The sequence below is a fragment of the Pedobacter sp. SG908 genome (assembly GCF_011759615.1).
In the GTDB taxonomy this organism is placed as follows: Bacteria; Bacteroidota; Bacteroidia; order Sphingobacteriales; family Sphingobacteriaceae; genus Pedobacter; species Pedobacter riviphilus.
Genome location: NZ_JAAOYY010000001.1, coordinates 2,426,621 through 2,446,971 on the forward strand (window position 1 = coordinate 2,426,621; position 20,351 = coordinate 2,446,971).

General features: G+C 37.7%; 20 protein-coding genes. 10 read left to right on the forward strand and 10 right to left on the reverse strand.

What is annotated here, in order from left to right; genetic code table 11:
- Positions 1 to 60 precede the first annotated feature (60 nt).
- The 3 genes from rpe to rpsO all read right to left on the reverse strand — a co-directional run bounded on the left by rpe (position 61) and on the right by rpsO (position 3,701).
- Positions 61 to 732: a ribulose-phosphate 3-epimerase gene (gene rpe, locus FHT21_RS09945; RefSeq protein WP_167294517.1), complete on the reverse strand. Its 672-nt coding sequence runs from the start codon at positions 730 to 732 to the stop codon at positions 61 to 63.
- Between the two features lie 373 nt (positions 733 to 1,105).
- Entirely contained in the window at positions 1,106 to 3,241 is a 2,136-nt protein-coding gene (gene pnp / locus FHT21_RS09950) for a polyribonucleotide nucleotidyltransferase (RefSeq protein WP_167294518.1), read from the reverse strand.
- 175 nt (positions 3,242 to 3,416) lie between these two features.
- Positions 3,417 to 3,701, reverse strand: a complete 285-nt coding sequence (rpsO, locus tag FHT21_RS09955) for a 30S ribosomal protein S15 (protein ID WP_025146265.1) — start codon at positions 3,699 to 3,701, stop codon at positions 3,417 to 3,419.
- A 197-nt stretch (positions 3,702 to 3,898) separates the two neighbouring features.
- Here rpsO and FHT21_RS09960 point away from each other — a divergent pair, with 197 nt between their 5' ends.
- Positions 3,899 to 4,453: a hypothetical protein gene (locus FHT21_RS09960; protein ID WP_167294519.1), complete on the forward strand. Its 555-nt coding sequence runs from the start codon at positions 3,899 to 3,901 to the stop codon at positions 4,451 to 4,453.
- Positions 4,454 to 4,616: 163 nt separating this feature from the next.
- Here the strand turns inward: FHT21_RS09960 and FHT21_RS09965 are convergent, their stop codons facing one another.
- Both FHT21_RS09965 and FHT21_RS09970 read right to left on the reverse strand, forming a co-directional pair.
- On the reverse strand, positions 4,617 to 5,093 hold the full coding sequence (locus FHT21_RS09965) for a hypothetical protein (RefSeq protein ID WP_167294520.1): 477 nt from the start codon (positions 5,091 to 5,093) through the stop codon (positions 4,617 to 4,619).
- Between the two features lie 7 nt (positions 5,094 to 5,100).
- On the reverse strand, positions 5,101 to 5,304 hold the full coding sequence (locus FHT21_RS09970; RefSeq protein ID WP_167294521.1) for a hypothetical protein: 204 nt from the start codon (positions 5,302 to 5,304) through the stop codon (positions 5,101 to 5,103).
- A gap of 98 nt (positions 5,305 to 5,402) precedes the next feature.
- Here FHT21_RS09970 and FHT21_RS09975 point away from each other — a divergent pair, with 98 nt between their 5' ends.
- The 4 genes from FHT21_RS09975 to FHT21_RS09990 all read left to right on the forward strand — a co-directional run bounded on the left by FHT21_RS09975 (position 5,403) and on the right by FHT21_RS09990 (position 10,550).
- The gene (locus FHT21_RS09975; RefSeq protein WP_167294522.1) at positions 5,403 to 5,822 is read left to right on the forward strand and encodes an acyl-CoA thioesterase; all 420 of its coding nucleotides are present in this window, start codon (positions 5,403 to 5,405) and stop codon (positions 5,820 to 5,822) included.
- Positions 5,823 to 6,103: 281 nt separating this feature from the next.
- Positions 6,104 to 7,528 (forward strand): MATE family efflux transporter, encoded by a 1,425-nt coding sequence (locus FHT21_RS09980; RefSeq protein WP_167294523.1) that lies wholly within the window; start codon positions 6,104 to 6,106, stop codon positions 7,526 to 7,528.
- Positions 7,529 to 7,796: 268 nt separating this feature from the next.
- Positions 7,797 to 9,584, forward strand: a complete 1,788-nt coding sequence (gene lepA, locus FHT21_RS09985) for a translation elongation factor 4 (RefSeq protein ID WP_167294524.1) — start codon at positions 7,797 to 7,799, stop codon at positions 9,582 to 9,584.
- 84 nt (positions 9,585 to 9,668) lie between these two features.
- On the forward strand, positions 9,669 to 10,550 hold the full coding sequence (locus tag FHT21_RS09990; RefSeq protein ID WP_167294525.1) for a tetrahydrofolate dehydrogenase/cyclohydrolase catalytic domain-containing protein: 882 nt from the start codon (positions 9,669 to 9,671) through the stop codon (positions 10,548 to 10,550).
- Between the two features lie 185 nt (positions 10,551 to 10,735).
- Here FHT21_RS09990 and FHT21_RS09995 read toward each other — a convergent pair whose 3' ends face one another.
- Complete coding sequence (locus FHT21_RS09995; protein WP_167294526.1) at positions 10,736 to 11,071, reverse strand: Rieske 2Fe-2S domain-containing protein; 336 nt, start codon at positions 11,069 to 11,071, stop codon at positions 10,736 to 10,738.
- Positions 11,072 to 11,178: 107 nt separating this feature from the next.
- Between FHT21_RS09995 and FHT21_RS10000 the strand changes: the two genes are divergently transcribed.
- The 3 genes from FHT21_RS10000 to FHT21_RS10010 all read left to right on the forward strand — a co-directional run bounded on the left by FHT21_RS10000 (position 11,179) and on the right by FHT21_RS10010 (position 14,687).
- Positions 11,179 to 11,802 carry a 7-carboxy-7-deazaguanine synthase QueE gene (locus FHT21_RS10000; RefSeq protein ID WP_167294527.1) on the forward strand — a complete coding sequence of 208 codons (624 nt, stop codon included), beginning with the start codon at positions 11,179 to 11,181 and terminating at the stop codon, positions 11,800 to 11,802.
- 38 nt (positions 11,803 to 11,840) lie between these two features.
- The gene (locus FHT21_RS10005; RefSeq protein ID WP_167294528.1) at positions 11,841 to 13,727 is read left to right on the forward strand and encodes an OmpA family protein; all 1,887 of its coding nucleotides are present in this window, start codon (positions 11,841 to 11,843) and stop codon (positions 13,725 to 13,727) included.
- Positions 13,728 to 14,036: 309 nt separating this feature from the next.
- Complete coding sequence (locus FHT21_RS10010) at positions 14,037 to 14,687, forward strand: YceH family protein (RefSeq protein WP_167294529.1); 651 nt, start codon at positions 14,037 to 14,039, stop codon at positions 14,685 to 14,687.
- A gap of 328 nt (positions 14,688 to 15,015) precedes the next feature.
- On the opposite strand, the gene fabF is transcribed toward FHT21_RS10010, so the two are convergent.
- The 4 genes from fabF to FHT21_RS10030 all read right to left on the reverse strand — a co-directional run bounded on the left by fabF (position 15,016) and on the right by FHT21_RS10030 (position 18,378).
- Positions 15,016 to 16,266, reverse strand: coding sequence for a beta-ketoacyl-ACP synthase II (gene fabF, locus FHT21_RS10015; protein WP_167294530.1), 1,251 nt, complete (start codon positions 16,264 to 16,266; stop codon positions 15,016 to 15,018).
- Positions 16,267 to 16,485: 219 nt separating this feature from the next.
- Positions 16,486 to 17,256, reverse strand: a complete 771-nt coding sequence (locus FHT21_RS10020; RefSeq protein ID WP_167294531.1) for an SDR family NAD(P)-dependent oxidoreductase — start codon at positions 17,254 to 17,256, stop codon at positions 16,486 to 16,488.
- Between the two features lie 10 nt (positions 17,257 to 17,266).
- On the reverse strand, positions 17,267 to 17,752 hold the full coding sequence (locus FHT21_RS10025; protein WP_167294532.1) for a PaaI family thioesterase: 486 nt from the start codon (positions 17,750 to 17,752) through the stop codon (positions 17,267 to 17,269).
- Positions 17,753 to 17,790: 38 nt separating this feature from the next.
- Positions 17,791 to 18,378 carry a TetR/AcrR family transcriptional regulator gene (locus FHT21_RS10030; protein WP_167294533.1) on the reverse strand — a complete coding sequence of 196 codons (588 nt, stop codon included), beginning with the start codon at positions 18,376 to 18,378 and terminating at the stop codon, positions 17,791 to 17,793.
- Positions 18,379 to 18,502: 124 nt separating this feature from the next.
- Between FHT21_RS10030 and FHT21_RS10035 the strand changes: the two genes are divergently transcribed.
- Entirely contained in the window at positions 18,503 to 19,414 is a 912-nt protein-coding gene (locus FHT21_RS10035) for a response regulator transcription factor (protein WP_167294534.1), read from the forward strand.
- Positions 19,415 to 19,496: 82 nt separating this feature from the next.
- Positions 19,497 to 20,339: an SDR family NAD(P)-dependent oxidoreductase gene (locus FHT21_RS10040; RefSeq protein ID WP_167294535.1), complete on the forward strand. Its 843-nt coding sequence runs from the start codon at positions 19,497 to 19,499 to the stop codon at positions 20,337 to 20,339.
- The last annotated feature ends 12 nt before the right edge of the window (positions 20,340 to 20,351 follow it).

Sequence of the window (20,351 nt, forward strand, 5' to 3'; positions counted from 1 at the left end):
AGGCATTAAGACTGTATCCGCCTTATCCTAAAAACAATTTAGCAATAAAACATTTAACAATTAAATATTTATAGTGCTAGCTGTCAGGCTTTTCATTTTGGAAATAGTTTCTGTTGGATTATCAGTCGCAAAAATTGCATTTCCAGCTACAAAAGCATTGGCACCTGCTGCTACTAATGTAGCAATATTTTGCAAACCGACACCACCATCAATCTCGACAATTAAGTTTTCGTTTACCCCTTGAATTAAGGTCTTTAGATCCTTTATTTTCTTGTAGGTATTGTGAATAAAAGTCTGCCCGCCGAAACCTGGATTAACGGACATAATAAGTACCAGATCAAGATCTTCTATTATATCCTGCAACAAGGTTACTGGCGTATGCGGATTTAAGGCTACACCCGCTTTACAACCAGATGCTTTAATTAACTGAATAGTTCTATGCAGGTGTGTACAGGCTTCGTAGTGTACGGTAATCCTATCCGCACCTGCCTTGGCAAAATCCTCGATATATTTATCCGGATCAACAATCATTAAATGAACATCTAAAGGTTTGGTTGCATATTTTTTAACTGCTGCCATAACCGGAAAACCAAAAGATATATTGGGTACAAAAACACCATCCATCACATCAACATGGAACCAGTCGGCCTCGCTCTGGTTAATCATTTCAATATCGCGCTGTAAATTGCCAAAATCGGCCGAAAGTATAGATGGGGCTATGATGTATTTCATTTAATTATCTTTTAGTCTTTTAATTTCAAATTCCGCTATTAATTTTTAAAATAACGGTTATCACCCTGAATTCATTTCAGGGGGCTTAATAGCAGGAAAGATGCTGAAATAAATTCAGCATGACGCTACGATGCAAGTTACAAAAGATGTATGAATCTTTTTAGTTAGAAACTATCGAGTTATTGAATATTTAAAAAAAATAATAAAAACTAAAAACAACAAAAGAAAGATACTTTTTTTCATATCTGAGGAGCGATTTAGAACTTGAATAAAGCTAAGAAAACGTTTCATATTAAACAAAAAACCCTTCCAGTAAACTGAAAGGGTTTTGCTATTGAGATGCTGAAACAAGTTCAACATAACGTTTATCTATTTAAGCTTTTGGTGCAGCTGGTTTTTCTGGTCTAGGTAATAAAACTTTACGAGAAAGTTTCATTTTACCTTGTTTATCGATGTCTAACAACTTAACTTCGATTTTATCACCTTCTTTCAATACGCCATCCATGGTTTCTAAACGCTCCCATGAAATTTCAGAGATGTGCAATAAACCATCTTTACCTGGCATTACCTCAACAAATGCACCGAATGGCATAATTGATTTTACTTTACCTTGGTAAATTTCACCAATTTCTGGTTTAGCAACGATATTACGGATACGGGTAACCGCTGCATCGATTGCTGCTTTGTTATCGGCGAACACTTCTACAATACCTTTACCATCAACTTCTTCTATAGAGATTGAAGCACCGGTTTCGCGTTGCATTTCCTGAATAATTTTACCTCCAGGGCCAATAATTGCACCAATAAATTCTTTATCAATAGTTAAAGAAACAATACGAGGAGCATGTGGTTTGTAATCTTCGTTAGGTGTGCTGATGGTTTTCTTCATCTCGTTTAAGATATGTAAACGACCATCTTTAGCCTGTAACAAAGCTTTGGTTAATACTTCGTAAGATAAACCATTAATTTTTAAATCCATCTGGCAAGCAACAATACCATTTTCTGTACCGGTTACTTTAAAGTCCATATCACCTAAATGATCTTCATCACCTAAAATATCAGAAAGGATAGCATATTTACCGGTTTTCTCATCGGTAATTAAACCCATTGCAATACCTGAAACCGGAGCTTTGATTTTAATACCGGCATCCATAAGTGCCAATGTACCCGCACAAACAGTTGCCATTGATGATGAACCATTTGATTCTAAAATATCAGAAACCACGCGGATAGTATAAGGATTTGCCTCGCCCTGTGGCAATACTTTTTTCAACGAACGCTGAGCTAAGTTACCATGACCAATTTCGCGACGGCCAGCGCCTCTGTTCGGTCTAACCTCACCAGTTGAAAAACCTGGGAAATTATAGTGCAATAAGAATTTCTGGTAACCATTAAAGAAAGCTCCATCAATCATTTGCTCATCATCTTTGCTACCTAAAGTAACTGAAGTTAATGATTGAGTTTCGCCACGTGTAAATACAGCCGAACCGTGAGCAGCCGGCAAATAACCAACTTCACTCCAGATAGGACGGATTTCTGTAGTTTGACGACCATCTAAACGGATACCTTCATCTAACAATAAATTTCTGATGGCATCGTACTGAACATCATGGTAGTAATGTTTAGCCATTGCCTTGGTTAAATCTGCAGTATCTTCTGGCATTGCTTCGAAGAATTCGTTAATGATTGCTGTAAAACCTTCTTTACGGACATCTTTATTACCACCGGCTTTAGCCACGGCATAAACTTTATCATAAGTATCAGCGTAAACCTTTGCTTTTAAATCAGCATCGTGATCTTCGTGGCTGTATTCGCGTTTTACAGTTTTACCTGTTGCTTCGGTTAATTCAACCTGAACAGCACATTGAACTTTAATTGCATCATGTGCAAATTTTAAAGCTTCAACCATTTCATCTTCCTGAATTTCATCACACTCACCTTCTACCATACAGATATCGTTAGCAGAACCGGCAACCATAAATTCAAGTGTAGCACGTTCTAAATCGCTGGCAAATGGGTTGATTACCAATTTACCGTCAATTTTAGCTACACGCACTTCAGAAATCGGACCGTTGAAAGGAATATCAGAAACTGATAATGCAGCCGATGCTGCTAAACCTGCCAAACAATCTGGCATGATATTTTTATCAGCAGAGATTAAAGAAATCATCACCTGTGTATCAGAGTGATAATCAGAAGGGAACTGCGGGCGTAAAGCTCTATCTACCAAACGTGAAATTAATACCTCGTAATCAGATAATCTTGCTTCACGACGTAAAAAGCCTCCTGGGATACGGCCTGTAGCCGCGTATTTCTCCTGATAATCAACCGATAAAGGTAAAAAATCAGTACCTGGTTTAGCCCCAACAGTAGATACAACTGTTGCTAACAACATGGTATCGCCCATTTTTACTACCACGGAACCATCAGCTTGTTTAGCCAGTTTACCAGTTTCAATTTCTACAATTCTGCCATCGCCCAAATCGAACGATTTTTTTATTACATTCATTTAATTAGAATTATGGTGTGTTTTCCTCTTTCTACACACCGTTGTTTATATATGTTTTTGTTTTTGCAAACGAAGATAGGATTAAAAAAGCCTATCATAACAAATCCCGTTAAAAAAATTAACAGGAAAGTAAAAAGCCACTCCCGTAAGAATGGCTTTCGCTGATAAAATTCGCTTATTTTTGTTTAATGATATCACGAAGCGATAAAGCTTTGATGATAGCACGATAGCGCTCAATATCTTTTTTGTACAGGTAAGCCAAAATACCGCGGCGTTTACCTACCAATTTTTGAAGTGACAACTGAGTAGAAAAATCCTTACGGTTTTTCTTTAAGTGTTCTGTTAAGTGCGCAATACGGTATGTAAATAACGCTACTTGACCTTCTGCAGAACCAGTGTTGGTTTCTACTTCGCCGTGTTGTTTAAAGATTTCGGCTTTCTTTTCTGGACTTAAATACATTTCTTGAATAATATTAAAGCAATAAAAATTAATTAATTGTGGCGCAAAGATAAGGTTTTTCTGATTATAAACAAACGATGATACAGATAATTTTCAGGCTTTAATATCTTGATTATTAACGTAAATATTAATAGTATTAAAAAATCAATCCTGAAGTTTTTCTACTTTTAGAACCTGGATATAATTAATTTAAGAAAATGCAGAAACCAAAGGTTAATAAAGAACCCCGATTATCATTAAACACTCTAGTTGGTGTGTGTGCCATTGTAACGAGTATTTGCGCAATTATTATAACATTGTACCAAACCAGATTGCAGCGAATCCAGCAATATGCATCAGTAAAACCGTTATTAATGAGCTATTCAAATAGTTTTTCTGAAAATAAAAATTCTAACAACCAAACTTATCATTACGAACTGGTAGTTACAAATCAAGGTTTGGGACCAGCAATTGTATCTGATTATGCATTTTATTATAAATCAAAATCTTATCAAAACATAGCCCAAATCCTTAAACAAATCAAAACCGAACACAAATTGGATTCAACTAAAACGGTAATACTTACCAATCTATGGAAAAATGAGGTCTTGCCAGTTGGTGAAAAATTAAGCTTGATAAAAATAGAGGATGAACGGCTTGGGCCTTTGGTCGAAAAGTATGGTATTAAAATAATGGTTCAATATAAATCGCTTTATGGAGAAGAATGGCGTTTTATCAGTAATGATAAAGCTGGGCCACGGAAAATTGATTAAATTTTAATTTATCATTTTTAAAAAGCAAATTCAGTCTTACATCGTTTGCTACCTCTCGTCTCCGCAGCAATCTTTTTGTCAATGTCAGTCTGAGCCTGTCGAAGACCTGGATCAAAAGTATTTCCGCTAAGTCCGGTTTAAGAACAACAACGTTGCAATTAACTTAATTTCTTTTATTAACGCGCTCTAATTCTAAAACATCCAATTGATCTTTAGGTCTGTTTGTTGCCCTCTTATTGTCTAAAAGGTGGTTATAATGAAGAAATCTAGCTTTAATTCCATTTATTTCATCAATTGTAGCCATTTCAAAATACTCATTAAATTTCTGTTTATCCAAGCCGGGGATATCGGTCATTAGATCGGCATACATGCCATCATCCATTAAGACTTCGCAATAGCCTGCCATAATTGGAACGTCTAACAACATATCGTACCGGCCGTACCCCATTTTATCTAAAGCGTAAATAAGGTTTTGCCTGTTCTCTTTTGTGTCTTTTAAATAGATGTCTAAATCGCCTGTAGTACGGTTGTAACCATATCGGTTAACGGCAAAGCCGCCAACAATTAGATAATTGACGTTAAAATGCTCAAATGTTTCTAATAACAAAAGCATTTCAGGATTTTCTTTATCAAAAGACATAAACCAATTAAATTGATGGCTTACGGATTACAAGCCCTTTGCCTTGCGGAGATTTTAGTGGCTTGCCGCCATTCATGGTAACCGAAATATTATTAAGCTGCAGAACACTAAAAAAACGCTGCTCAGGGGTGCGACTCAAATAAATAGCATCACGTTCCTCAACAATTGTTTCGCGTGGAGTATTTATATCATATATTTTAAGTTTTCCCATTTCATGTCAAAAATACGAAAAATAGACGATATATCTTTACATCAATACATCTTTATATAAAGATATCAAAAGCTTACTTTTGCACAAAACATTTACCCTTGGAAAAGAATCAATATAGCATTTTCGAAAGTGAGTTACGCGTCCGCCCGGATGATATAGACATGTTTAACCATGTACATAACAGCAAATACTTGGATTATGTACTGGCAGCACGTTATGAGCAGATGGAAAAATTCTACGGCATGCCTTGGGAGCATTTTACCAAACAAGGGCTTGGCTGGGTTGTAAGCCATGTTGACATTAACTTTAAACGCCCATTGTTGATGAATGACTTAATGCTGATTAGGACTGGTATTTTAACCATGAACGATAAAGGCTGTTCAGTTCAGTTCGAAATTATTAACCAGAAAACCAGAAAAGTTGCTTCAGATGGTGTTTTTGATTACGTATTGATTGATTTAACTACTGGCCGTGGAACAAAGGTTTCAGAAGAAATGATTAAAGCCTATAGTATATAGAAAGTGATTACACCAATTAAAGATGTTATAAATCCGAGGGTTCCGTGCCTCCGTAGCAGAAAAAATCACAAAAACTAATCACTTTCACAAAAAGAAGTCATCTAAATTTGACAGTTCAAAATTTTATCTATCTTTGGTTTATCAAAAAGAACAGAGCCATGATAGTATCTGCAATCCGTTTGAGGTTCTAAATAACCGAGGATTCCCTTCCCTTTCAATTTTTAGATATGTACGCTTAAAGGCGTATCATTGGTTTATATCCTTACACTTTATTTTATTATATGTCACAGTCAACAAAGACGCAGGGCAAACTGTCGTCTTTTTTCGATATCCTCGTCCAATCTTTAAAAGGTCATGAGGTTGATTTAACTTCAATTAGTATCAAACGCGCAATTATTTTATTGGCCATTCCAATGATGCTGGAAATGGCTATGGAATCGGTTTTCGCCTTAGTCGATCTGTATTTTGTAGGGCACTTGAAAAATAGTAGTCACGCCATACAGACCGTTGGTTTAACAGAATCTGTGTTAACCATTATTTACTCATTGGCCATCGGCTTGAGTATGGCCGCGACAGCGGTGGTTGCCCGCAGAATTGGAGAAAAAAACCCAGAAGCGGCATCAAAAGCCGGTATGCAGACGATTATAATTGCGATTTTCGTAAACGTTATCATCAGCATACTGGGCTTCATTTACGCCAAAGATATTCTATTACTAATGGGAGCTTCAACTGAAACTGCTGATCAAGGTGTGGCATTCGTTCGTATTATGATGGGCGGAAGCATCATTATTGTACTGTTATTCTTAATTAACGGAATTTTTAGGGGTGCAGGTAACGCAGCAATCGCCATGCGAAGTTTATGGATCGCCAATATTGCTAACATTATCCTCTGCCCTATTTTTATCAATGGTTTAGGTCCAATACCAGCTTTTGGTTTAACAGGTGCTGCAATTGCAACCACAATTGGTCGTGGTTTGGGTGTTTCGTATCAGGTTTATAATCTGTTCAGTGGTAAAAACATATTAAAAATACGCATTAGCCACTTTTTGCCTGATTTTGCCCAGATTAAAGCTATCGTTAAGATTGCCGCTCCAGCTATCTTTCAATTCGTAATTGCAAGTTGTAGCTGGGTATTTTTAGCAGAACTGGTGGCCACTACAGGTGGTGATACAGGATCGGCGGGTTACCAAACTGCACTACGGCTGATGATGTTTTTTATGTTACCCGCCTGGGGTTTAAGCAATGCGGCAGCTACACTGGTTGGCCAGAATTTGGGTGCAGGTCATATAGATCGTGCTGAAAAATCGGTTTTCCAGACCCTCAAGTATATCATTATTTTCATGGCAGTAGTAAGTGTGTTGTTCTTAACCTGTGGACATTTGTTCGCTGCTTTCTTTACTTCAGATGAAAAAGTAATTGCCATTGCAAGCCAAGCTTTGAAAATTTTAAGCATCGGTTTTGTTATTTATGGGGCCGCAATGGTATTCAGTAGTGCATTTAACGGTGCTGGTGATACCTGGACACCTACAAAAATTAATGTTTTTGCATTTTGGCTGTTTCAGATTCCACTGGCTTACTTTTTAGCAAAATATTTAGAAATGGGGCCAACAGGTGTTTTTATTGCCATCCCGACGGCAGAAGCCGGTATTGCAGTAGCGGCATTTATTCTGTTCAAAAAAGGAAAATGGAAGAAAACAATGGTTTAATTTTTTTACACAGATAAATAAGGACGGGTTCTTGTTTATCTGTGTAAATTTTAAGCATCAGGCTATAAAACCTTTCAAAAGCATTACTGCTGTTGGTTAAATAAACCTGATTGGAACGAACACGAAATGCAATGGAGTAAAGTGCAAAGCAGGACAGCGGTAACCGAAAAGCAACAGTTCTAGCTTTTCAAAACACTAAAAAATTGGCTCGATACGCTTTATACTTTCCCCTTACATTTTCCATTAAAAAGCATATCTTTGCGCAAAGATGAAGCATATACGTAATTTTTGCATTATTGCACATATTGACCATGGTAAAAGTACCCTGGCTGATAGGTTATTAGAATATACAGCGACGATTTCGCAGCGTGAAGCGCAGGCGCAATTGCTCGATAACATGGATTTAGAGCGTGAGAGAGGCATAACGATTAAAAGTCATGCCATACAAATGAACTATAAGGTTGGTGATATTGAATACAATTTCAACCTGATTGATACACCAGGGCACGTGGATTTCTCGTACGAGGTTTCTCGTTCTATTGCGGCCTGCGAAGGCGCATTACTCATTGTAGATGCTTCGCAAGGCATTCAGGCCCAAACCATTTCCAACTTATATTTGGCTTTGGAGCACGACCTTGAAATTATTCCGATTTTAAATAAAATGGATTTACCTGGGGCTATGCCTGAGGAAGTTAAAGACCAGATTATTGATTTAATAGGTTGTAAACGCGAAGATATTATTCCAGCTTCAGGTAAAACAGGAATGGGTATTCCTGATATTATCCAGGCTATAGTTGACCGTGTGCCAGCTCCTGTTGGTGATCCGGAAGCACCTTTGCAAGCATTGATTTTCGATTCTGTTTTTAACTCATTCAGAGGGATTATTGCTTATTACAAAGTGGTAAACGGCGAGATTAAAAAAGGTGATAAAGTAAAGTTTATTAACACAGGTAAAGAATATCTGGCCGATGAGGTTGGTATTCTGAAGCTAGATATGTCGCCACGTAATGTGGTTAAAACGGGCGATGTAGGTTATATTATTTCCGGTATTAAAGAGGCCAGAGAGGTAAAAGTTGGAGATACAATTACCACCGTGGCCAGGCCTTCGTTGGATGCCATTCAAGGTTTTGAAGAGGTTAAACCAATGGTTTTTGCAGGTATTTACCCCGTAGATACTGATGAATTTGAAGAATTACGTGAGGCGATGCACAAGTTGCAACTGAACGATGCTTCTATCGTTTTCGAACCAGAAAGTTCTGCGGCACTTGGCTTTGGTTTCCGTTGCGGTTTCTTAGGGATGTTGCATATGGAAATTATCCAGGAGCGTTTGGAGCGCGAATTCGATATGACCGTAATTACGACTGTTCCCAACGTATCGTATATTGCATACACCACCAAAGGCGACGAGATTACAGTAAACAATCCTTCAGATTTACCAGATCCCAGTAAATTGGATTCGGTTGAAGAACCTTATATCAAAGCGAATATTATTACCAAAGCTGAATTTGTTGGCCCGGTAATGTCGCTCTGTATCCAGAAACGTGGTATTATTGTAAACCAATCCTATCTAACTTCAGACCGTGTTGAACTGGTTTTCGAAATGCCAATGGGCGAAATTGTATTCGATTTTTATGATAAACTGAAAACAATTTCTAAAGGTTATGCCTCTTTCGATTATCACCAAACAGGTTACCGTAAATCGGATTTAGTGCGTTTAGATATGTTGCTGAATGATGAGCCTGTAGATGCTTTATCTTCATTGATCCATAGAAGCAATGCTTACGATTTCGGAAAGAAAATCTGCGAGAAATTAAGAGAACTGATCCCTCGTCAACAATTCGAGATTAAAATACAAGCCTCAATCGGTGCTAAAGTTATTGCCCGCGAAACACTTAGTGCTTTACGTAAAGATGTAACGGCTAAATGTTATGGTGGTGATATTTCCCGTAAACGTAAGTTATTGGAAAAACAGAAAAAAGGTAAAAAACGTATGCGTCAGGTGGGTAATGTAGAAATCCCGCAGACAGCCTTTATGGCGGTTTTGAAACTAGATTAAAATTAGAATCAAGATTTAAGTATCAAGTAGCAAGATAATTTGCAAATCTTGATACTAAATACTTGCTACTTGATACTTTGAAAAATGAAATTATTAGACGGTAAATACGTATCCGAAAAAGTTAAAATTCAGATTGCAGAAGAAGCTGCCGAATTTTTGAATAAAACAGGTCGCAAGCCACACCTAGTAGCCATTTTAGTTGGTAACGATGGCGGAAGCGAAACCTATGTGGCCAGTAAGATGAAAAACTGCGAAAAAGTTGGTTTTAAATCATCGCTACATAGATATGACAACTCTGTAACTGAAGCTGAGCTATTGGCAAAAATTGAAGAAATTAATCAGGATGGTGATGTGGATGGATTAATTGTTCAATTACCCCTGCCTAAACACATTGATCCGGAGAAAGTAACCGAAAAAATCGATTATCGTAAAGATGTAGATGGTTTCCACCCGGTAAATTTAGGCAGGATGATGCGTAACCTACCTTGCTTTATCCCTGCAACGCCCTATGGTATTTTATTAATGTTACAGGAGTACGGTATAGACACTACAGGAATGCACTGTGTTGTTGTTGGTCGTAGTAACATCGTGGGCAGCCCAATGAGTATTTTAATGGCCCGTAATGCAAATCCAGGTAATTGTACCGTTACACTTACCCATTCGCGTACCAAAGATTTAAAAGAACAGGTTCTCCAAGCTGATATTGTGATTGCAGCCATTGGTAAAAAGAATTTTGTTACGGCTGACATGGTAAAACCTGGGGCCATTATTATTGATGTAGGTATTAACCGCGAAACTTCTGCTGAAACCAAATCAGGCTTTAAGTTATATGGTGATGTAGATTTCGAAAAGGTAGCACCTAAGGCTTCTTATATTACGCCTGTTCCTGGTGGTGTGGGTTTAATGACTATTGTAGGTTTATTGAAAAATACATTGGCATCGGCTAGGAAAGAGATATATTCTTAAGCCTAAAGTTATAAGACTAAGCAGAAAAAGCGGTTCATTTTTGGATCGCTTTTTTTATTTAAAGGAAAGGCCGTTGGTGGCGAGCATATACCCCGCTTACAATGGGCAATTTGCTTTGCCAATGAACGAATGAATTAGTAAACCTAAACACATCAGTGTTTATCCTTTTTATCTTTGGTTAAAAATCAACTCCACAATTTACTCCACCAACTTTCTTCAAAACCAATGTACAGGCCATCTTCACGTAATTCAGTTGGGTAAATGTTGATGTAATCGCCCTGCCCTTCTGCGCCCCTTCCAGTAGTTAAACTGTATTCATATCGATGGATTGGGCAAACCAGATTCCCGTTTTTACACCAGCCACCACTAAAATGGCCACCAGCATGCGGACAATGCGATTGAGTTGCGGTAATTTTATTATCATTATTGATCAGACAGAGCTGTTTTCCTGCCACTTCAATCGTTTTAATCGTATCAGGGCGAGGGATTTGATTATTATTTAGTGCCTTAAACCACTTCATTCTGCTAAAATACAGCAAATAAATATCACTCTTATTTCATCTTTCTATTAAATTTCAAAAGAGGAACAGCATCACCATATTTTTTTAGGATATTTGCATCCTCAAAAATGAAACAAGAAATACCAGAAGACGGCACATTACTTCCTTTAATGGAAGAATTTTACACTATACAGGGCGAAGGATTTAATACTGGTAAAGCAGCATATTTCATCCGTTTAGGGGGCTGCGATGTAGGCTGCCATTGGTGCGATGTTAAAGAAAGTTGGGATGCAGAAATGCATCCACTTACCCCTTCTGATGTCATTGTAGAAAATGCCGATAAATTTCCAGGTAGGGCTGTTGTAATTACTGGTGGTGAACCCTTGATTTATAATCTGGATTATTTAACTAATAAGTTAAAAGAAAGAGGTATCCTTACCTTTATCGAAACCTCTGGTGCCTATCCACTTTCTGGAAATTGGGACTGGATCTGTCTGTCGCCAAAGAAATTTAAAGCACCCAGGCCAGATATTACGCCATTTGCACACGAATTAAAGGTTATAGTTTTTAACAAAAGTGATTTTAAATGGGCTGAAGAATATGCCGCAATGGTATCTCCAACCTGTAAACTATATCTTCAACCAGAATGGTCTAAGTCAAAAGAAATTACACCATTAATTATTGAGTATGTAATGGCTAACCCTAAATGGGAGATTTCTTTGCAAACACACAAATTTTTAAATATTCCTTAAATTAGTTTACATTAGCTTTGATAACCAAATGTTAATGTATGAGGTTTTTCCTATTCTTATTTTTTAGTTTATTCAGTTTTTATGTGTTTGCTCAGGGTTCGAACAATAAAAAAGCACAAAACTTTTTCGAAAAAGCAAATCCATTCATTCAAAAGCAAGACTATACCTCAGCAGAACAGGCTTTAAAAAGTGCTGTTGAAGCCGATCCATTATTTCAAAATGCTTATATACTGCTTGCTGGTGTCTACAAAGCGCAAAAGAAATATCAGGATGCCAGAACAGCTTACGAGAAAGCAATATTAATTAATAAAGTGCTAGCTCCTGAAGCAATTTATAGTCTCGGAGAAACAGAATTTGCTACACAGGATTATTTAAAAGCAAAACAGCATTTTAGTGATTTTTTGATACAAGATTCTTCATCTGATCAAGCAAGAAGAGCTAAAAAATACCTTTTAGATTGCGATTTTGCTGCCATTGCAATAAGTAAACCTGTAAAATATAGTCCAACAAATTTAGGCGAAGGCGTAAATACAACAGATGCTGAGTACTTTCCTGCAATAACTGCTGATGGAGAAACTTTGGTTTTTACCCGTCAAGTAAATGGCAATGAAGACTTTTGGTCGGCCCAGTTAAAAAACAATGTGTGGGGTCTTGCCACGCCGTTATCAAGCAAGATAAACACCGCCAGGTTTAATGAGGGTGCGCAAACCATTTCTCCTGACGGTAAGTACCTATTTTTTACTGGATGCAACCGCCCTGATGGTTTGGGCAGATGCGATATTTATGTTTCTCACCGGGAAGGAAAAGATTGGGGTGAGCCCTATAATATTGGAGAGCCCGTTAATTCAGAATTCTGGGAATCGCAACCCGCAATAAGCCCCGATGGACGGACATTATATTTTATCAGTAACAGACCTGGCGGATCAGGTGGTTACGATATATGGAAAAGCACCATTACTGATGATGCTAAATGGGGACCTGCCATTAATCTGGGGCCAGATATAAATACCGCTTTTGACGAGAATACGCCTTTTTTGCATGCAGATGGCAAAACACTGTATTTTTCTTCTAATGGTTGGCCAGGTTTTGGGAATAAAGATATTTATTACAGCAGACAGGGAAATGATGGCAAATGGCAAAAACCAATCAATATTGGCTATCCCATTAACTCTTTTGAAGACGAAAGCGGTTTAGTAGTAAGTGCTGATGGCAATTCAGGATTATTTTCATCAAATTTAAAAGGTGGTTATGGCATGCAGGATATTTACAGTTTTGGTATACCCGAATCAGCAAAACCATCAAAAGTTTCTTATGTAAAGGGCATCGTAAAGGATAAAGACACCAAAAGGACAATCGAAAGCAACGTACAGGTAATAGATTTGAAAACCAATAAAACTGTTTTTGATGATTATACCGATCCAGAAACCGGCCAGTTTTTAGCGGTAATGCCTGTTGGAAGTAATTATTTATTTAACGTAAATGCCGAAGGTTACCTGTTTTACTCTGAAAACTTCGAGCTCAAAGCGGGAGATATTAATAAACCTTACCAGATTGAAGTTTACATCGAAAAAATAAAGCAAGGTGGCAATGTAACCCTGAGAAATATTTTCTTCGATACCAATAAGTTTAATCTTTTACCTGCCTCTATCCGTGAACTGGATCTGCTAATCGATTTTTTGCATCAAAATGAAAATATACAGATTGAGATTCAGGGGCATACCGATAATGTTGGCGATGACAAATTGAATGAAAAGTTATCTTTCAATCGGGCCAATGCCGTTTATGAATATCTGGTTAAAAACAGTATAGATGCAAAAAGGCTTACTTTTAAAGGTTTTGGAGCTAGCAAACCTATTGCCGATAATAAAACTGAAATAGGAAGAAAAAATAACCGCAGAACGTCGTTTGTGATTACGAAGGTTTAATTTTTCTTGTGGTCCGCTCTATCCTGAACTTGTTTCAGAATCCTCAGCTATGTTATAAAAGAGGTAGTATCACGTGTCGTAATTCATATCGATTTTGTCATGTTGAGCATATGGAACGTCTTTTAGATATTTAAAAGAGCTCCATTCGACAAGCTCTCCGTTGGAGTCCTTTGGACAGAATGACAATTTTATTGCAGCAATTCGGAAATCAGATCTTTTCTATGGAGCAATGTTTTCGTGTAACTCCCTATAAACAAACCATTAACAAAATAATTTTCAAAATGCTCAACCAATTTATACTTTTATAACATGGATAACGCAAAACCACTACCCGATCTATCAGCAGAAGAACAACGTGTTTTAGGCGCATTAATAGAAAAAAGCCGCACTACGCCCGATTATTACCCAATGACTTTAAATAGTTTAACGGCTGCATGTAACCAAAAAAGTTCGAGAAATCCTGTAGTAAATTACAACGAGGAAACCATAACTTTAACGCTAAACCAACTTAAAATAAAAGGTTTAATTTCAACTGCTACAGGCGGATCAAGCCGCGCAACTAAATACAAACATAATCTGGCTATTGTTTATCCTTTATTGCCTTCAGAGTTAGCTATTATCTGTCTTTTACTTTTACGCGGACCGTTAACACCCGGCGAAATTAATAGTAACTCGGGAAGACTATATGAGTTTGAAAGTATAGAAGAGGTTTTGGAGCAGCTTCAAAAATTATCAGATGAAGAGCCTGCCTTTGTAAAACAGCTGGCAAAGAAAGCTGGTCAGAAGGAAGCTCGTTTTGTTCATCTTTTAGGCGAACAGGCCGAAACCACTTCAGAACCTGAAACCGAAACGATGAGTACACCCCAATTTGATCCTAGCGAACTGGAAAACAGAATAGAGAAGCTAGAACTGGAAATTGAAGAATTAAAAGAACTGGTTAATTTATTGATGGATAAATAGGTTTATTTGTTTCAACCCATCAGCATAATTCAAAGCAATTGTCAGTCTGAGCTTAGCCGAAGCTCTTTACAAATTAAATCTTCTGTGCTTCTGTGTCTCCGTGGCAAAAAAATATTAGGATCTTAGCGAGACGCCAAGACCAGTTATAGGGATCGTGGTTACTGGTGTAGCTTTTCAGGCGGTCGCCATTCTCAAGCAGGTGGGAATCTTAAAGCTTATTGCATTACGATTCTCAATCAATCAGATAACGCCCATCACAAGCATGCTAAAACAAAAAAAGTGCCTGGCGATTAACCAAGCACTATCCAATACGGCCGGTAAAACCTAATTAAGCCTCATACTTTTTAAAAATAGTACTCGCGGTATGCCCACCAAAACCAAACGTGTTGTTTAAAACATAATTGATCTCTTTTTTAATACTTTCTCCTAACACAAAATTTAATCCTTTTGGAATGTTTTCGTCCAGATTTTTAGTGTTAATGGTAGGTGGAATTATATTATCCCTGATTGATAAAATACTGATTAAACTCTCAACAGCACCAGCAGCACCCAATAAATGACCTGTCATAGATTTTGTTGCACCAATTATCACTGGCAAGCCTTTAAAAACAGTATTAATTGCCTGTAACTCACTTAAATCACCCAATCCAGTCGAAGTGGCGTGTGCGTTAATATAATCGATTTTATCCGCAGTAACCCCTGCATCTTTTAATGCTTTTGTCATCCCTAAAGCTGCACCAACCCCATCAGGAGGCGTTCCGGTTAGGTGATATGCGTCAGCTGCCATCCCACCGCCAATAATCTCGGCATAAATATGTGCACCGCGCGCTAAAGCATGCCCCAAATCTTCTAAAACCAATGCACCTGCACCCTCGCTCATCACAAAACCATCTCTGTCAGCATCAAAAGGCTTAGAAGCACCCTGAGGATCATCATTGTTTTTTGATAAAGCCTGAGCCGCATTAAAGCCGCCTACAGATGATTTGGTGAGCGCTGCTTCAGAACCACCAGCAATCATTATACTTGCTTTGCCTAAACGAATGGTATCAAAAGCATTAATAATGGCAGTATTAGACGATGCACAAGCTGATACAGTACAATAATTCGGGCCACGTAATTTATGGCGGATCGAAATGGCCCCTGCGGCGATATCAACAATCATTTTCGGGATAAAAAACGGACTAAACCTAGGTGTACCATCACCTGCATGAAATTCTTCCAGTTGCGCTTCGAAAGTACCGATACCACCGTTCCCTGTTGCCCAGATTACACCAACTTCAGCCAATTCATTATCGCTCATAGTGCTAAAATCCAAGCCCGAATCTTTTATCGCCTGATCGCTTGAACCAATGGCGTATTGGGTAAACAGATCAAACTTTTTAATTTCTTTTTTATCAAGATATGCTTCAGGATTAAAATCCTTTACTTCGCCTGCAAAATGAGTTTTAAATTTACTCGAATCAAATTTTGTAATGAGACCAATACCACTTTTTCCAGCTAATATCTGTTGCCAAAAATGCTCAACAGTATTACCCAGTGGTGTTATTGCACCTAAACCTGTTACTACTACTCTTTTCATTTTATTGTTTTTTAGTCAATCCCCCTGGATAAAAATCAACTGTTAATTATCCAAAAGGCATTTTAATATAGCAGGAACAGCTACAAAGGTCCTATCGTTTCATTAAGGTTGATGTAAACCCAGGATTTACACTTAACGCCGCGAAAGTAACAATTCCTATATTGAAAACCATCATCTAAATGGAAACAACAATTTCTTTTGCTTTCCTGTTATATCATTTTAATGCTCAACAGAATCAATCCAGGCCTTTCTATTTGCATTCATTGCATTTAAAGCATCAACCGGCGACTGTCTGAACAATTCGTAAATCTTTGCCGTATCGCCCACCCTGATTTCAAATTCATCATTAGTTAGAGCAGCTAAGAGCTCATCGGCCACAACCGAAGGTTTAATCCCGTTATGTCCACCAATTTCTTTCGAAAACTCAGTATCAACTAATGGCGGCATCAATTCAAAAACTTTAACCGTTGTTTCTTCTAAACTTAACCTTAACGAAGTGCTGTAAGAATGTAATGCTGCTTTACTGGCCGCATAAGTTGGTAAAGTAATCCCAGGTACATAAGCAACAATAGAGGAAACGTTTACGATAGCTGAGGCTTCCTGCTGTTTTAGTACAGGTAATAGCTTTTGGTTAATTCTGATGATAGACAGGTAATTGGTTAACATTTCATCCTCTGCGTAAGCAAAAGCATCCTGGTTTGGATCGGCCAAGTTGTAGAGTAATGCTCTCCCGGCGTTATTGATCACGATGTTCAATTGAGGAAATTCGGCTTTGATGCGACTGACCAATTGATCTACATCGTCAGCTTTGCTCACATCAGAAAGAATAGTGGTTACATTTTGTAATGATGCAGCAGCTGCATCCAGCCTTTCCTGGTTTCTGCCAGTAATAATTACATGGTTATCCAAAGCGGTTAATTGTTTTGCAATTTCTAAACCGATACCAGCTGTTCCGCCAATCAATAAAACGGTATTTTGTGAAGTTTTCATTTTATATTTTTTAAAATTTTAAGATTAAACAGGTGCTCACCGCGTGAGCATAAACGGTATTATTTTCATCAAGTAATTGTGCTTCCACTAAGGCTGTACGGCCTCCAAGATTGATCACTTTACCAATAGTTTTTAATTTCCCAGTTTGAATGGTAACGGCTTTCAGGAAATTTACCTTAAGCTCTAAAGTGGTATATCCTTTTCCCGCTTGTAATAGTGAGTGCACAGAACAGCCCATAGCTGAATCTAAAATAGCTGTGATTACTCCGCCATGTACGGTACCGATCGGATTGTAATGAAATTCCTGAGGGATGAATTCGAAAACTACATTACCCTTTTCGATTATACTTACACTAAAATCTAAAGTATGCAACAATGGTGGCAAAGGAAATTTATGATCGCTCATGGCCTTCAGATAATCGATACCATCCATTTGCATGGCTTCCTTTGCTCCTTTAATAGGGTCTTCCCAACTTATTGTTCTGGTTCTTTCCATAATAAAATACCAATCGGTATATTTTTGTTTAAAATTTTTTAGCCGAGACTATTGATATATTTTTTTAACGAATCCATAATCAAATTCCAGTGTGCAGGTTTTGCAGTAAGCCTCGAAATCATAATTGCACCCTCTATTATGGCAATAATAGTTAGTGCAACCTGTTCTGGATTGTGTTCTGTATTGATTTCTTTGGCAGAAATACCTGTTTCAACCAGTTTAGCAATTTTATTTTTCCAGCCTAAAACTGCTTTCAAAACTTTTTCCCGCAATTCCGGATGGGTGTCATCAGCATCAACTGCAGTATTTAAAACAGGGCAACCTCCTTCTGCTACCGTACCGTCGATAAATTTTTGGTAAATATTGATGTACACAAAAAGCTTATCCTTTACGCTGACTTGTTTGTTCATTTCAGCATCTATCCTCGATGAAACATTTTTCAGGTTATAATCAAAAGCCGCCAGTGCCACTTCATCTTTATTGGTGAAGTTGCCGTAAATACTCCCTTTGGTTAAACCCGTAGCAGCAGTAATATCATTTAAAGAGGTACCCGTATAACCTTTCATATTAAAAATGGGTGCGGTTTTCTCTACAATGAAATTTCTCGTTTTTTCTGCCTTGGTCATGTTCTTTTAAATTGACGATACAAATATATACCAATCGGTATATTTAATACAAATATTTTTATCATCGAAATCTCCTTTTAATTACAGTAATTTAATTTACGTTTGAATTTTGTAACTTTGATTCATGAACAAACCAGAAACAATTGAAGATTTTTACCAGAACAAATTCAAGTTCTTGCCAGATAACCTGCAGAATGGTGTAGGCCATTTTAACGTTTTTAAACTGGAAGATTGTTTAAGGGATGATCATAAACCAATGAGTTATAACCGCAGAGATTATTACAAAATCTGCCTTACCCGCGGCCATAACGTTTACCACTATGCAGACAAGAGCATTGAGATTAACGGTACAGCTTTAATCTTTTTCAATCCGCTTGTACCTTATACCTGGGAACTGGCTAGCGGCAAACAAAGTGAGGTGACGGGTTATTTCTGTATTTTTACAGAAGCTTTTTTTACCGGAAAGATCCGCGGAAACATTAGCGATTTGCCAATGTTTACCCATGGAGGAAAACCCGCATACATTTTGAATGAACAACAGGATAAGCAAATAGAAGCTATTTTTTCAAAAATGTTTGAGGAAATTAATACCGACTACATCTATAAATACGATCTGCTCCGCAATTACATTACAGAAATCACACATTTTGCACTAAAAACAGAGCCATCAGAAAATTTATTCAAACATACTGATGCCAATACCAGGATTACTTCTGTTTTTACAGAATTACTGGAGCGGCAGTTCCCAATCGAAACCACTACCCAAAGGTTTACCATGCGCTCAGCAAAAGATTATGCTGCGCAACTTTCGGTGCATGTAAACCACTTAAACCGTGCAATTAAAGAAACCACTGGCAAAACCACTACACATTATATTACTGAGCGTTTATTAAGCGAAGCTAAAGCTTTACTCAAGCATACCGACTGGAATATATCAGAAATAGGTTATTGCCTCGGTTTTGAAGAGCCTACTCATTTTAATAACTTTTTTAAAAAACTGACCAACCACACCCCTACTTCTTACCGAATTGTTTGAATTTCGTAATCATCAGTTTGATTAACGTAATAAATCGAATTCATCTGCGCTGTAATTTTGTCTTAACAAAAAGAAAAAAACTATGGGCAAGAAAAAAGTTTGGTTTATTACCGGAGCTTCAAAGGGCTTAGGATTAAGTTTAGTTCATCAGTTATTAAATGCTGGCCAATATGTTGCGGCCACATCAAGAAATATCAATGAACTTAAAAAAGCAGTAAATAATGATAGCGTAAAATTCCTTCCACTGGCCGTTAATCTGGCCGACGAACAAAGCGTCGAGGATGCGATAAAGACGACTATAACTAAATTCGAAAGAATCGATGTAGTCATCAATAATGCAGGTTACGGAATTGGAGGCAGTATCGAAGAACTTAGCGATGTAGAAACCCGCAACAGTTTTGATGTTAACGTTTTCGGAACATTGAATGTCATCAGAAAAGCTTCACCTTATTTAAGGGCACAACGAGCGGGGCATATCATCAACATTGCATCAATTGCAGGTATTGCAGGCGCAACTGGCTGGGCAGTATATGCAGCGGCAAAATCAGCTGTGATAGCATTATCTGAAGTATCGGCAGAAGACCTAAAAGAATTTGGCATAAAAGTAACTGTTGTGGCTCCTGGCGCATTCAGAACCAGTTTCTTAACCCCTGACTCATTGATTTTGGCAGCCAATCCAATTGCTGAATACGAAGAAGTACGGGCAATACACAGCAAATACCTAAAAATGGACGGTCAGCAGATAGGCGACCCCGAGAAAGCTGCTGCTGCTATGATCTCACTGGCAAGTATGCCCAATCCACCCCTTCATTTACTTTTAGGGAACGACGCTTTTCAAAGAGCAAACAACAAGTTAGAATCGCTACAGAAGGAATTTAGAGACTGGAAAGCCATTACGATTTCAACAGATTTCGACGAAAATTAATTCAATAGACAA

Bases quoted from the DNA above. Each gene is read 5' to 3' on its own strand.
- rpe (WP_167294517.1), bottom strand. From the start codon at position 732: ATGAAATACATCATAGCCCCATCTATACTTTCGGCCGATTTTGGCAAT.
- FHT21_RS10000 (WP_167294527.1), top strand. From the start codon at position 11,179: ATGAAACAAGAAATACCAGAAGACGGCACATTACTTCCTTTAATGGAA.
- FHT21_RS10020 (WP_167294531.1), bottom strand. From the start codon at position 17,256: ATGAAAACTTCACAAAATACCGTTTTATTGATTGGCGGAACAGCTGGT.
- FHT21_RS10040 (WP_167294535.1), top strand. From the start codon at position 19,497: ATGGGCAAGAAAAAAGTTTGGTTTATTACCGGAGCTTCAAAGGGCTTA.
- rpsO (WP_025146265.1), bottom strand. From the start codon at position 3,701: ATGTATTTAAGTCCAGAAAAGAAAGCCGAAATCTTTAAACAACACGGC.
- FHT21_RS09960 (WP_167294519.1), top strand. From the start codon at position 3,899: ATGCAGAAACCAAAGGTTAATAAAGAACCCCGATTATCATTAAACACT.
- FHT21_RS09990 (WP_167294525.1), top strand. From the start codon at position 9,669: ATGAAATTATTAGACGGTAAATACGTATCCGAAAAAGTTAAAATTCAG.
- FHT21_RS09970 (WP_167294521.1), bottom strand. From the start codon at position 5,304: ATGGGAAAACTTAAAATATATGATATAAATACTCCACGCGAAACAATT.
- FHT21_RS10005 (WP_167294528.1), top strand. From the start codon at position 11,841: ATGAGGTTTTTCCTATTCTTATTTTTTAGTTTATTCAGTTTTTATGTG.
- FHT21_RS10010 (WP_167294529.1), top strand. From the start codon at position 14,037: ATGGATAACGCAAAACCACTACCCGATCTATCAGCAGAAGAACAACGT.
- FHT21_RS10025 (WP_167294532.1), bottom strand. From the start codon at position 17,752: ATGGAAAGAACCAGAACAATAAGTTGGGAAGACCCTATTAAAGGAGCA.
- FHT21_RS10035 (WP_167294534.1), top strand. From the start codon at position 18,503: ATGAACAAACCAGAAACAATTGAAGATTTTTACCAGAACAAATTCAAG.
- lepA (WP_167294524.1), top strand. From the start codon at position 7,797: ATGAAGCATATACGTAATTTTTGCATTATTGCACATATTGACCATGGT.
- FHT21_RS09965 (WP_167294520.1), bottom strand. From the start codon at position 5,093: ATGTCTTTTGATAAAGAAAATCCTGAAATGCTTTTGTTATTAGAAACA.
- FHT21_RS09995 (WP_167294526.1), bottom strand. From the start codon at position 11,071: ATGAAGTGGTTTAAGGCACTAAATAATAATCAAATCCCTCGCCCTGAT.
- FHT21_RS09980 (WP_167294523.1), top strand. From the start codon at position 6,104: ATGTCACAGTCAACAAAGACGCAGGGCAAACTGTCGTCTTTTTTCGAT.
- pnp (WP_167294518.1), bottom strand. From the start codon at position 3,241: ATGAATGTAATAAAAAAATCGTTCGATTTGGGCGATGGCAGAATTGTA.
- fabF (WP_167294530.1), bottom strand. From the start codon at position 16,266: ATGAAAAGAGTAGTAGTAACAGGTTTAGGTGCAATAACACCACTGGGT.
- FHT21_RS10030 (WP_167294533.1), bottom strand. From the start codon at position 18,378: ATGACCAAGGCAGAAAAAACGAGAAATTTCATTGTAGAGAAAACCGCA.